Genomic DNA, 12,424 nt, shown 5'->3' on the forward strand with positions numbered 1-12,424 from the left:
CTGTGCAGATACAGATTCTGCACAAGAGCAAAAATAGTCACTCACTCAGTCACTGCGCTGGATTGGGCACTATTTCGGGGGGAGGAATGTAATGGGCTTCTTCACCAAGTTCGGTGACGGTGCCTGCGACCTGGCGCCATTGAGCGGCCTGGTGAAGAACCAGGTGCGTGACATCGCTCGCAGCTTTGGCGCACCGGAAGCGCTAGTGGAAAAAGTGCCGACCGCTGACCTGGAAGACCTGGCGCCAGGCAAGCCGGACGAAGCCTCCCACGGCGTGACCTACAAGCAGATCGACGCCTTCCTGCACGGCGAGCCGGTCAGCCAGGAAGCCTTTGACATCATCGTCGCCACCTACCGCAAAAGCCAACACAAGCGCGAGCTGCCATTCGCGCCTTGAGCGGGCGGTAGAAACACCTGTGGGAGCGAATTCATCCGCAAATGCAGTGGCAAACCACCTCGGCATTTGCGAACGAACCCGCTCCCACAGGTTACACGCTCAGGCTTCGCTTACTTGACGATGACCTTGCCCTTCATCATCGAGATGTGGCCCGGGAAGGTGCAGAAGAAGCTGTAGTCGCCACCGGCTTCCAGCTTGGAAGTGTCGAACTTCACTTCGGTTTCCTTCTCTGGCGCGCCGATCATCTTGGTGTGGGCGATGATCGCGGCGTTGGCGGCGTTGAGGTAATCGTTTTCCAGACCCTTGCTCATGCCCTCGGTGGCAATGCCTTGCATGTCGGCGGTCTTGCTGATCACCAGGTTATGGCCCATGACGTTCTTCGGCAGGCTGCCGGAGTGGGTCAGTTTGACGGTGAACTCTTTGCAGCTCTTGTCGACCGTGAATTCTTTGCTGGTGTAGGACATCTGATCGGTCGATTCCACAGTGACCGAGCACTCGGCTGCAAAGACAGAAGCGCTGGCGAGGGTCAGCAGGGATACCGCTACAGCTTTCGCAAACATCATGAATCTCCTTGGCAGGGTTTTATCGTTGCGAGACTGCCTGAAACCTTTCCTCTCCTCGCTGATATGGGTCAAGGAGGGTCAAGGCGTCAGCCAGTAGATTTGTTCAATGGATTGTATACAACCAATCTAAGTGCACATCATGCCCTCTTAACAGACGATGGGACAACCTCTCATTCAGGAGCAAGTCCCATGACCTTGAGCAACATGATGCGCAGCCTGCTGGCTGCCTACGCGTGTGGAGCCTGTGGCGCGGCGGTCTGCGAGTTCTCCCGCCCCGAGTGAATCGGTGCTTGGAAGCGGCAGGCATGCGTCTTACCCTGTGCACGCATGTGAAGGGAGATGAGCAATGCCTGTACGTTCCATTTGTGTCTTCTGCGGTGCCAGCACCGGCACCCACCCCGCGTATCGCGACGCTGCGGTGGCTCTGGGCCAGGCCATCGCCCGGCGTGGACTGACCCTCGTCTACGGCGGCAGCTCCGTGGGCCTGATGGGCGCCGTCGCCGATGCGGCCATGGCCGCTGGTGGCGAGGTCATCGGCGTCATGCCACAGAGCCTGATCGATGCGGAGATCGGCCATAAAGGCCTGCCACGCCTTGAAGTGGTCGATGGCATGCATGCCCGCAAGGCGCGCATGGCCGAGCTGAGCGATGCCTTCATCGCCCTGCCGGGCGGGCTGGGGACGCTCGAGGAATTGTTCGAAGTCTGGACCTGGGGCCAGCTGGGGTATCACGCCAAGCCGCTGGGTTTGCTGGACGTTAACGGGTTCTATGAAAAGCTTGGCGGGTTCCTCGACCATATCGTCGAAGAAGGCTTCGTAAGGCCACAGCACCGGGCGATGCTGTTGCTCGGCAAGCAGCCGGATGAACTGCTGGATGCGATGGAGGAATTCGTGCCGCCCGTGCTGCCGAAGTGGGTCGACAAGAAGCCTGATTGATCTCGGTTGATAGGCTCAGTATCTAACCTGTGGAAGCGGGTTCACCGGCTCCCACAGGGTTCTATGCCCAGACGATCGATCAGCGCGGAATGACTGGCTGGCGGGGCTTCTTCTTGCCCTTGCCGCCTTTGGCCGCTTCCTTGCGCTCCTTGGCCGCCTGCTGGTTGCGGGCGAACGCCTCGGCCTTGGCCTTCTCACGTTTGTCCCACGGTTTGCTGCCATCGCTGGCGCGCGGCGGCAGGCCGGTGTGTTGGGTCAGGATCTTCTGGTCCTTGCCCACCTTGTGGCTGCCGGATGGGGTCGAGTTCTTGCGGCGGGCGCTCTGATAGCTGTCGGTCTGCGGCTGATGCAGCGGGATCAGCTGATGCTTGCCCGGGCCGATCAGGTCGGCGCGGCCCATGCGTTGCAGCGCCTCACGCAGCATCGGCCACCCCTTCGGATCGTGGTAGCGCAGGAACGCCTTGTGCAGGCGGCGCTGCTCTTCGCTCTTGACGATCTCCACCCCTTCGCTCTTGTAGGTCACCTTGCGCAGCGGGTTCTTGCCCGAGTGGTACATCGCCGTGGCCGAGGCCATGGGCGACGGGTAGAACGCCTGCACCTGATCGGCGCGGAAGCCATTGCCCTTGAGCCACAGCGCGAGGTTCATCATGTCCTCGTCGGTGGTGCCCGGGTGCGCGGCGATGAAGTATGGGATCAGGTACTGCTCCTTGCCCGCTTCCTTCGAGAACTTCTCGAACATGCGCTTGAAGCGGTCATAGGTGCCGATCCCAGGCTTCATCATCTTGTCCAGTGGGCCACGCTCAGTGTGCTCCGGGGCGATCTTGAGGTAGCCACCGACGTGATGGGTCACCAGCTCCTTGACGTACTCCGGGGACTCCACGGCCAGGTCGTAGCGCAGGCCCGAGGCGATCAGGATCTTCTTCACACCCGGCAGAGCACGCGCCTTGCGGTACAGCTCGATCAGCGAGCTGTGGTCGGTGTTGAGGTTCTCGCAGATGCCAGGGAACACGCAGGACGGCTTGCGGCAGTGCTTCTCGATCTCGTGGCTCTTGCAGGCGATCCGGTACATGTTGGCGGTCGGGCCGCCCAGGTCGGAGACCACGCCGGTGAAACCCGGGACCTTGTCACGCATTTCCTCGATCTCACGAATGATCGAGTCGTGGGAACGGTTCTGGATGATGCGGCCTTCGTGTTCGGTGATCGAGCAGAAAGTGCAGCCGCCGAAGCAGCCACGCATGATATTCACCGAGAAGCGAATCATCTCGTAGGCTGGGATGCGCTCCTTGCCATAGGCCGGATGCGGGACGCGCGCGTAGGGCATGCCGAACACGTAGTCCATTTCCTCGGTGCTCATCGGGATGGGCGGCGGGTTGAACCACACGTCCACTTCGCCGTGCTTCTGCACCAGGGCGCGAGCGTTACCGGGGTTGGTCTCCAGGTGCAGCACGCGGTTGGCGTGAGCGTAGAGGACCGGGTCGTTGCGCACCTTCTCGAACGACGGCAGGCGGATCACCGACTTTTCGCGGGTCATGCGCGGGCTGTCCAGGATCTGCACGACCTTGGCTTCGTTCGGGTCCTCGACCTCGCCCTTGGCCTGCTCGATGGCGCAGGCCTGGGTGTCCTGGGTATTGACGTAGGGGTTGATGATCTTGTCGACCCGGCCCGGGCGGTCGATGCGGGTGGAGTCGATCTCGTACCAACCCTCCGGGGTGTCGCGACGCACGAAGGCGGTACCGCGCACATCGGTGATGCTCTCGATGCTTTCGCCCTGGGACAGGCGCTGGGCGACTTCGACGATGGCGCGCTCGGCGTTGCCGTACAGCAGGATATCGGCGCTGGCGTCGATCAGGATCGAATGACGGACTTTGTCCTGCCAGTAGTCGTAGTGGGCGATACGGCGCAAGGAGGCTTCGATGCCGCCAAGCACGATAGGCACATGCTTGTAGGCTTCCTTGCAGCGTTGGCTGTACACCAGGCTCGCCCGGTCAGGACGCTTGCCGGCCAGGCCACCCGGGGTGTAGGCGTCGTCGGAACGGATCTTCTTGTCCGCGGTGTAGCGGTTGATCATCGAGTCCATGTTGCCTGCCGCGACGCCGAAGAACAGGTTCGGCTCGCCAAGCTTCATGAAGTCGTCCTTCGACTGCCAGTTTGGCTGGGCGATGATGCCTACACGAAAGCCCTGGGCCTCCAACAGGCGGCCAATAATGGCCATGCCGAACGACGGATGGTCGACGTAGGCGTCACCGGTCACGATGATGATGTCGCAGGAATCCCAGCCGAGCTGATCCATCTCCTCCCTGCTCATAGGCAGGAACGGTGCCGGCCCGAAGCATTCGGCCCAGTACTTGGGATAGTCGTAGAGTGGTTTGGCTGCTTGCATGTCAGTGACCGGTTCTGGTGTGCAGGGAAATCGCGGGCGCGGAATATAGCACAAAATTTGATCAAATCCGACGGTAGTGGTCGGATTCGTGGAGGAGGCTTGAGGAGCGCTTCGCGCGCCATCGCAGGGTGTCGCCGCTCACAGCCAAGCGCTCACCCTACGGGAGCCTGCGCGGAGCCCTGAAACGGCCCCGGAGCTCAACGGTTATTCGTCGTCGTCGAAGTTGTACATGCCCGGGGCGAGGTTCTCGAAGCGGGTGTACTTGCCGATGAACGCCAGGCGGATGAAGCCAATGGGGCCGTTACGCTGCTTACCGATGATGATTTCAGCGACGCCCTTGTGCTCGGTCTCGGGGTGATACACCTCGTCACGGTAGACGAACATGATCACGTCGGCGTCCTGCTCGATCGCTCCGGATTCACGCAAGTCGGAGTTCACCGGACGCTTGTTCGGGCGCTGTTCAAGGGAGCGGTTGAGCTGCGACAGGGCAATGACCGGGCAGTTGAATTCCTTGGCCAAGGCCTTGAGCGAGCGGGAAATCTCGGAGATCTCGTTGGTCCGGTTGTCGCCGCTGGAGCCGGGGATCTGCATCAGCTGCAGGTAGTCGACCATGATCATGGCGATATCGCCATGCTCGCGCACCAGACGCCGGGTGCGGGCGCGCATTTCCGAAGGGCTGATGCCGGCGGTATCGTCAATGAACAGCTTGCGGTCGTTGAGCAGGTTGACCGCCGAGGTCAGGCGCGGCCAGTCGTCATCGTCCAGCTGGCCGGAACGCACCTTGGTCTGGTCAATGCGCCCGAGGGACGACAGCATACGCATGATCAGGGCATCACCGGGCATCTCCAGGGAGAACACCAGCACCGCCTTGTCGCTGCGCAATACCGCGTTCTCCACCAGGTTCATGGCGAAGGTGGTCTTGCCCATCGAAGGACGGCCCGCGACGATGATCAGGTCCGCCGGCTGCAGGCCGCTGGTTTTCTCGTCCAGGTCGGTATAGCCGGTGGAAAGGCCGGTGATGTCGCTGTCGGAGTTGAACAGCGTGTCGATGCGATCGATGGCCTTGGTCAACAGCTCGTTGACACCCACTGGGCCGCCGGTCTTGGGCCGCGCTTCAGCGATCTGGAAGATCTGCCGCTCGGCATCATCGAGGATTTCCGCGGCGTTGCGCCCCTGGGGGTTGAAGGCGTTGTCGGCGATGTCGGTGCTGATACTGATCAGCTGGCGCAGCGTGGCCCGCTCGCGGATGATCGCGGCATAGGCCTTGATGTTGGCCACCGACGGCGTGTTCTTGGCAAGTTCGGCCAGGTACGCCAGGCCGCCGATCTGGGACGACAGGCCTTCTTTGTCCAGCTGTTCGTGCAGGGTGACCACGTCGAACGGCTGGTTCTGATCCACCAGCTTGTGAATGGCGCGGAAGATCAGGCGGTGGTCATGTCGATAGAAATCACCGTCTGAGACCTGGTCCAGCACCCGCTCCCATGCGTTGTTGTCCAGCATCAGGCCACCGAGCACGGCCTGTTCGGCCTCGATGGAATGCGGCGGCACCTTGAGGGCGGCGGTCTGTAGGTCTAGCTGTTCGGGATTGCTGATCTCGTTCATGTCCACGCGAAAAATCTGGGTGATGAAAAAGACAAAGGGCACGACCTGCATGATGCAGGACCGTGCCCGATGTTAACCGGCTAGCCCCAAGGAGCCAACCGATTCGCGGCAGCTTAGGCTGCGACGACAACCACGCGAACGGTGGCTTCAACGTCGCTGTGCAGGTGCACGGCAACGTCGTATTCGCCGACGTTACGGATGGTGCCGTTCGGCAGACGAACTTCAGCCTTGGCCACTTCAACGCCGGAGGCGGTCAGGGCGTCAGCGATGTCGTGGGTGCCGATCGAACCGAACAGCTTGCCTTCGTCACCAGCGGTGGCAGTGATGGTCACTTCCAGCTCGGCCAGTTGAGCAGCACGGCTTTCAGCCGAAGCCTTACGCTCAGCAGCAGCTTTTTCCAGCTCAGCGCGACGCTCTTCGAACGCAGCCAGGTTGACGGCGTTGGCAACGACGGCCTTGCCGAAAGGCAGCAGGAAGTTACGGCCGTAACCACCTTTTACTTTTACTTTGTCGCCCAGGTTGCCCAGGTTGGCGACTTTTTCCAGCAGGATCAGTTCCATTTGGTAAAACCTCTTAACTTTTAACCTTCACCGTTCGCGGAATCGTCACCCTGGTGAGGGGACTTGCGACCGCGAAAATCAATCAGGCTATCGACAATGGCCAAGACCACGAGCAACGGATAAGTCAGCTGCATGAACAGCACCAGCGTCACGTACAACCCCACCAGCCAGAACTTGGCCAGGCGCTTCTGGGCCACCAACCCATGCAGCAGGGCGATCCCCGCGAACATGAGCGGTACACTGCACAGCGGCGTCAGCAATGCCAGGCCGGAACCAAGGTTCGGACCGAACAGCATGCAGGCCAACAGCACCAGCATCGGCACCAGGGGAATCCGCACCGCGTGAAACTCGCGACCGAAACCTCCCGGGTTGTACAACACGGCTTGCCAGTAGCGGCCCAACATCAGGGCCAGCACACTGACAACTTGCAACAGGGCCGCAATCAGGCCGCCGAGCACCGGTACGATGAGGCTTCCAAGGTGTGCCTGTTCCTCTACCGACAACTGCTGGTAGAGGCCGTCGAGCATCTGCGGCAGGGCTTTTTCAAGCGCTCGCGCCAGAGCTTCAATCGGTTCGCGGAACACCGAACCAAGCACAACACCGTACAACAGGCCCAGGGCGATGCTGGACAACAGCACCCGGTTCCAGGAATGCCCAGCGCGCAAAAGCGCAGCCAGCCCCAGCGTCCCCAGCAGCACCATCAGGGTGCGTGGCTCGCCGAAGATCCACCAGGCCAACGCCGGGAGGATGCCCCAGACGATGACCGAGGAAGCGTCCTTGAAACCACGCCGCAGGAACACCAGGCTCCCGGCGGCGGCACTCAACCAGAACAACAGCGGCAACGCCGCACAACCGGCCACCACAATGGAGGCCTGCACACGACCGCGCATGATGAAATCAGCCAACGCTCGCATGCTTATCCCTTGCTACTTGTCGACGACCCGGTCTCAGCGGCCGTGGCTGTCGGTGTAGGGCAGCAGGGCCAGGAAGCGGGCGCGCTTGATAGCGGTAGCCAGCTGACGCTGATAACGAGCTTTGGTACCGGTGATACGGCTTGGAACGATCTTGCCGGTTTCGGATACGTAAGCTTTCAGGGTGTTGAGATCTTTGTAGTCAATCTCTTTCACGTCTTCAGCAGTGAAGCGGCAGAATTTACGACGACGGAAGAAACGTGCCATGTAATAGGCTCCTCAAAAAGGTCCGTGGATTACTCGTCAGCGTTATCGCTGTTGTCGCTGTCGTTGCTGTCGTCGCCATCGACGCCATCAGCAGCTTCAGGACGCTCACGACGCTCACGGCGCTCGCTGCGGTTCTCTTCGGCCTTCAGCATCTCGGACGGGCCAGTGACGGCTTCGTCGCGACGGATGATCAGGTTACGGATCACGGCATCGTTGTAGCGGAAGTTGTCTTCCAGCTCGGCCAGGGCCTTGCCGGTGCACTCAACGTTCAGCATCACGTAGTGAGCCTTGTGAACGTTGTTGATGGCGTAGGCCAGCTGACGACGGCCCCAGTCTTCCAGGCGGTGGATCTTGCCGCCGTCTTCTTCGATCAGCTTGGTGTAACGCTCAACCATGCCGCCGACTTGCTCGCTCTGGTCCGGGTGAACCAGGAAGATGATTTCGTAATGACGCATGAATGCTCCTTACGGGTTAGTAGTCTGCCAGCACTCTGGTCAGACAAGGAGTGAATGACACTGTATGTCTTGCCTTGGAAAGAGGCACATGCGCGCCTGCCTGCTCGGCAAGGGGCGCAATTGTAGAGAAGGCGGGAAGCACAAGCAAGGTGATTGGTGATTATTTGAACAGCCGGAAACATATTCGCAGGCTGTCCAAACCTATTCGCGGGTAACCCCACCCCACAGAGGGCACCGCCAGCCTGCCGGAGTGGGTTTACCCGCGAACAGCATCAGCCCTTGGCCTGGCGCTGACGCACGGCCTCGAACAGGCATACCCCGGTGGCCACCGACACGTTCAGGCTACTGACGCTACCGGCCATCGGCAATTTGACCAGGAAGTCGCAGTGCTCGCGGGTCAGACGACGCATGCCCTTACCCTCGGCGCCCATGATCATCACCAGCGGCCCCGTCAGGTCCTGCTGATAGATCTCTTGTTCGGCCTCGCCCGCGGTCCCGACCACCCACAGTCCGCGCTGCTGGAGTTTTTCCAGGGTACGGGCCAGGTTGGTTACCGCCACCAGCGGGATCACCTCAGCAGCGCCGCAGGCAACCTTGCGCACCACCGCAGTGAGGGTTGCCGACTTGTCCTTGGGAATCACCACGGCCGTGACACCGGCAGCATCGGCGGTGCGCAGACAGGCGCCTAGGTTATGCGGATCGGTGACTCCGTCCAGCACTAGGATCAGCGGCGGTCGTTCGGCACGCTCGAGCAGTTCGTCGAGCATGGCCTCGCCCCACACCTGGCTCGGGCTGACCTCGGCGACGACGCCTTGGTGCACACCTTCCACCCAGGCGTCGAGCTCACGGCGCTCGGCCTGACCGACCGGCACGCGGTTTTCCGCGGCCAGGGCCAGCAAGCCCTGAATACGCGGTTCGCTGCGTCCTTCGGACAACCAGATCTGCTTGACCCGCTTGGGATGGTGCTGCAACAGCCCCTGCACGGCATGCACGCCGTAGATTTTTTCCAGCTGACTCATGACTTGTTCTTGCCCTTGCGCGGCGCGCCGGACTTCGACGGCCCCTTGCGATGCTTGGTCGGTTTGCCGGAAGCCTTGGCGCCCTTCTCAGACTTACCGCTGGCGTGGCTGTGACGGGCCTCGCTCATCAGCGCCTTTTTCATTTCACGGCTTTTGCGCACTTCGGCGTTACGCTGCACGGCATCCTTGGGGAAGTACGCCTCAGCAGCTTCGCTCTTGCGACTGCGCGGCTTAGGCGAGATCTTCGCCTCGGAAACCACTGCAGGCTCCGCCCCAGGTGCCTCTTTTTTACCAGCAGCGCCAGCAGGCTTGCGCCCTACGGGAGCGTTGACGCTCGCCTCGGACATTTCGAAGTCGATCTTGCGCTGCTCCAGGTCGACACGCATGACCTTGACTTCGACGGTATCGCCCAGACGGAAACTGCGACCGCTGCGCTCACCGGACAGGCGGTGGTGCACCGGGTCGAAGTGGTAGTAGTCACCCGGCAAGGCGCTGACGTGCACCAGGCCTTCCACATAGATGTCGGTCAGCTCGATGAACAGGCCGAAGCCGGTCACGGCGGTGATCACGCCCGGGAAAGTCTCGCCGACGCGGTCGCGCATGTATTCGCACTTGAGCCAGTTGACCACATCGCGCGTGGCCTCATCGGCGCGCCGCTCGGTCATCGAGCATTGCTCACCCATTTGGTCCAGGGTGTTCTCGTCGTACGGGTAGATGCGCGCCTTCGGAATGCTCATCGCACCAGCCCGCTTGACGTGCGGCGTGTCGATCTTCGAGCGGATCACGCTGCGGATGGCGCGGTGCACCAGCAGGTCCGGGTAGCGGCGGATCGGCGAGGTGAAGTGGGTGTAAGCCTCGTAGTTCAGGCCGAAGTGGCCGTTGTTCTCGACGCTGTACACCGCCTGGCTCAGCGAGCGCAGCATGACGGTCTGGATCAGATGGAAATCCGGGCGCCCGGCAATGCTCGCCAGCAGAGCCTGGTAGTCCTTCGGCGAAGGCTCCTTGCCCTTGTGCAGCGACAGACCGAGCTCACCGAGGAAGGCGCGCAGTTTTTCCAGGCGCTCCGGTGGCGGACCATCGTGCACACGGTACAGCGCCGGGACGCCGTGCTTCTGCAGGAACTCAGCGGTGGCCACGTTGGCCGCCAACATGCATTCCTCGATCAGCTTGTGGGCATCGTTGCGTACAGTCGGGCGAATTTCATCGATCTTGCGGTCTTCACCGAAGATGATGCGGGTTTCCTGGGTCTCGAAGTCGATCGCGCCACGGGTGTGACGAGCCGCTACCAGTGCCTTGTACAGGGCATAGAGGTGCTTGAGGTCGGGCAGTACCGCGCTGTACTCCTCGCGCAGAGCCTTGCCTTCGCGGGTACGGGCATGTTCGAGCATGCTGCTGACCTTGTTGTAGGTCAGACGGGCATGGGAGTGGATCACCGCTTCGTAGAACTGGTAGTCGACCATCTGGCCGGCCTTGTTGATGGTCATTTCGCAGACCATGGCCAGGCGATCGACATGCGGGTTCAGCGAACACAGGCCGTTGGACAGTTCCTCAGGCAGCATCGGAATCACGCGCTCGGGGAAGTACACCGAGTTACCGCGTTGCTGGGCCTCGACATCCAGGGCCGAGCCCAGACGCACGTAGCTGGAGACGTCGGCGATCGCCACGTAGAGGCGCCAGCCGCCCGAGAACAGCCGCAGCTTGCCCAGAGGCTCGCAATAGACGGCGTCGTCGAAGTCGCGCGCGTCCTCACCGTCGATGGTGACGAACGGAAGGTGGCGCAGGTCGATGCGCTTTTCCTTGTCCTTCTCTTCGACTTCGGAGCGGAACTTGCGCGCTTCCTTGATCACATCCTTAGGCCAGACGTGAGGAATGTCGTAGCTGCGCAGCGCGACATCGATCTCCATGCCTGGCGCCATGTAGTTGCCGATCACCTCGACCACATCGCCCTGGGGCTGGAAACGCGGGGTAGGCCAATGGGTGATCTTGATCTCGACGAATTGGCCGATCTTGGCGCCACCGTTACGCCCGGCGGTCACCAGCACTTCCTGCTGGATCTTCGGGTTGTCCGGGGTGACATAGCCAATACCACCTTCCTCGAAGTAGCGGCCAACCACACTCTCATGGGCACGGGAGATGATCTCGACCAGGGCACCTTCACGGCGGCCACGGCGATCGACACCGGAAACCCGGGCCAGGCCGCGGTCACCGTCGAACACCAGGCGCATCTGTGCAGGGCTCAGGAAGAGGTCTTCACTGCCGTCGTCAGGGATCAGGAAACCGAAACCATCGCGGTGGCCGGAGACACGACCGCAGATCAGGTCCAGCTTGTCTACCGGGGCATAGGTGCCGCGCCGGGTATAGATAAGCTGACCATCACGCTCCATGGCGCGCAGACGGCGGCGCAGGGCTTCGATCTGGTCTTCTTCGTGCAGGCCGAACTCGGCGGCCAGCTCTTCGCGGGCGGCCGGCTCGCCACGGTCGGCGAGACGCTGCAGGATCAGCTCACGGCTTGGGATGGGATTATCGTATTTTTCCGCTTCGCGAGCGGCCTCGGGATCGAGGGATTGCCAATCGGCCATCAGAAGGGGTTCACCTTGGGGTATATAGATAGGAATTCTGGCATAGGCGTATTGAAACCGGAAATGTCTGCCTTGGACAGCCCCAGCGGAGCGTCGAGATAGAGGCAATAGCCCTGCGGAATCAACAAGTTGAATTTTTTGAAATTTTTTTTGATCCGGGGCTTTACAGCCCTCAGGAGCGTCCGTATAGTGCGCACCACAACGACGGACAGCCGACGTTGTAGTTGAGATGAAACGCGATGTAAAGCATCATGTGACCTCGACGAAATGTGTGCCCAGGTGGCGGAATTGGTAGACGCGCTGGTTTCAGGTATCAGTGGCTTAACGGCCGTGGAAGTTCGAGTCTTCTCCTGGGCACCAAATATTTCGAGCGATAGATAGCAAATTGTCTGTCACTCAGCAACATGATTCATGCTGTAGATGTAAAAGCTTTGCCCAGGTGGCGGAATTGGTAGACGCGCTGGTTTCAGGTATCAGTGACTTAACGGTCGTGGAAGTTCGAGTCTTCTCCTGGGCACCATATAAAAACCCACTAGCTTGCTAGTGGGTTTTTTCTTGCCTGCGATTTAACCGCCCCCTCACCCGAGAACACCGACAAGCGCCACGCATCCTCCATCTCGGGGAAACCCGCCCCCCCGAAAATGGGCGCACGCCTTTTCGCCCTTTGTCTATTCATGAATTTCTCGCCACACGGCCACTTGAGAAACGATTTCGTTTACCATTGTTTCGAAATATGTAGCCGTAAGCGAGGAAGTAC

At 60.8% G+C, this 12,424-nt stretch carries 10 protein-coding genes, 2 tRNA genes and 1 pseudogene; 4 read left to right on the forward strand and 9 right to left on the reverse strand.

Features of this window, described 5'->3' with window-relative positions; all coding sequences use genetic code 11:
- Positions 1-85: 85 nt before the first annotated feature.
- Positions 86-397 (forward strand): annotated as a pseudogene (gene nadE, locus IEC33019_RS21250) (NAD(+) synthase); the annotation flags it as partial.
- Between the two features lie 110 nt (positions 398-507).
- Here nadE and azu read toward each other — a convergent pair.
- Complete coding sequence (gene azu / locus IEC33019_RS21255; protein ID WP_070090466.1) at positions 508-957, reverse strand: azurin; 450 nt, start codon at positions 955-957, stop codon at positions 508-510.
- A 349-nt stretch (positions 958-1,306) separates the two neighbouring features.
- Between azu and IEC33019_RS21260 the strand changes: the two genes are divergently transcribed.
- Positions 1,307-1,894: a TIGR00730 family Rossman fold protein gene (locus IEC33019_RS21260; protein WP_070090467.1), complete on the forward strand. Its 588-nt coding sequence runs from the start codon at positions 1,307-1,309 to the stop codon at positions 1,892-1,894.
- A 79-nt stretch (positions 1,895-1,973) separates the two neighbouring features.
- On the opposite strand, the gene IEC33019_RS21265 is transcribed toward IEC33019_RS21260, so the two are convergent.
- The 8 genes from IEC33019_RS21265 to rnr form a co-directional block, all read right to left on the reverse strand.
- On the reverse strand, positions 1,974-4,274 hold the full coding sequence (locus tag IEC33019_RS21265; RefSeq protein WP_070090468.1) for a YgiQ family radical SAM protein: 2,301 nt from the start codon (positions 4,272-4,274) through the stop codon (positions 1,974-1,976).
- Positions 4,275-4,478: 204 nt separating this feature from the next.
- Positions 4,479-5,876, reverse strand: a complete 1,398-nt coding sequence (gene dnaB / locus IEC33019_RS21270; RefSeq protein WP_070090513.1) for a replicative DNA helicase — start codon at positions 5,874-5,876, stop codon at positions 4,479-4,481.
- Positions 5,877-5,989: 113 nt separating this feature from the next.
- A complete protein-coding gene (gene rplI, locus IEC33019_RS21275; RefSeq protein ID WP_043211954.1) occupies positions 5,990-6,436 on the reverse strand; it encodes a 50S ribosomal protein L9 in 447 nt (148 codons plus the stop codon).
- Between the two features lie 20 nt (positions 6,437-6,456).
- Positions 6,457-7,350 (reverse strand): hypothetical protein, encoded by an 894-nt coding sequence (locus IEC33019_RS21280; RefSeq protein ID WP_070090469.1) that lies wholly within the window; start codon positions 7,348-7,350, stop codon positions 6,457-6,459.
- A gap of 33 nt (positions 7,351-7,383) precedes the next feature.
- The gene (gene rpsR, locus IEC33019_RS21285) at positions 7,384-7,614 is read right to left on the reverse strand and encodes a 30S ribosomal protein S18 (RefSeq protein ID WP_009403887.1); all 231 of its coding nucleotides are present in this window, start codon (positions 7,612-7,614) and stop codon (positions 7,384-7,386) included.
- A gap of 29 nt (positions 7,615-7,643) precedes the next feature.
- Entirely contained in the window at positions 7,644-8,069 is a 426-nt protein-coding gene (gene rpsF / locus IEC33019_RS21290) for a 30S ribosomal protein S6 (protein ID WP_043211961.1), read from the reverse strand.
- Positions 8,070-8,341: 272 nt separating this feature from the next.
- On the reverse strand, positions 8,342-9,088 hold the full coding sequence (gene rlmB / locus IEC33019_RS21295) for a 23S rRNA (guanosine(2251)-2'-O)-methyltransferase RlmB (RefSeq protein ID WP_070090470.1): 747 nt from the start codon (positions 9,086-9,088) through the stop codon (positions 8,342-8,344).
- Positions 9,085-11,667, reverse strand: a complete 2,583-nt coding sequence (rnr, locus tag IEC33019_RS21300) for a ribonuclease R (RefSeq protein WP_070090471.1) — start codon at positions 11,665-11,667, stop codon at positions 9,085-9,087. The genes rlmB and rnr overlap by 4 nt, the downstream gene beginning before the upstream one ends.
- A 273-nt stretch (positions 11,668-11,940) precedes the next feature.
- Here rnr and IEC33019_RS21305 point away from each other — a divergent pair.
- Positions 11,941-12,027 (forward strand) — tRNA-Leu (locus IEC33019_RS21305).
- Between the two features lie 73 nt (positions 12,028-12,100).
- Positions 12,101-12,187: transfer RNA gene (locus IEC33019_RS21310), tRNA-Leu, on the forward strand.
- The last annotated feature ends 237 nt before the right edge of the window (positions 12,188-12,424 follow it).

This window comes from Pseudomonas putida (assembly GCF_002741075.1).
Taxonomy (GTDB): Bacteria; Pseudomonadota; Gammaproteobacteria; order Pseudomonadales; family Pseudomonadaceae; genus Aquipseudomonas; species Aquipseudomonas putida_T.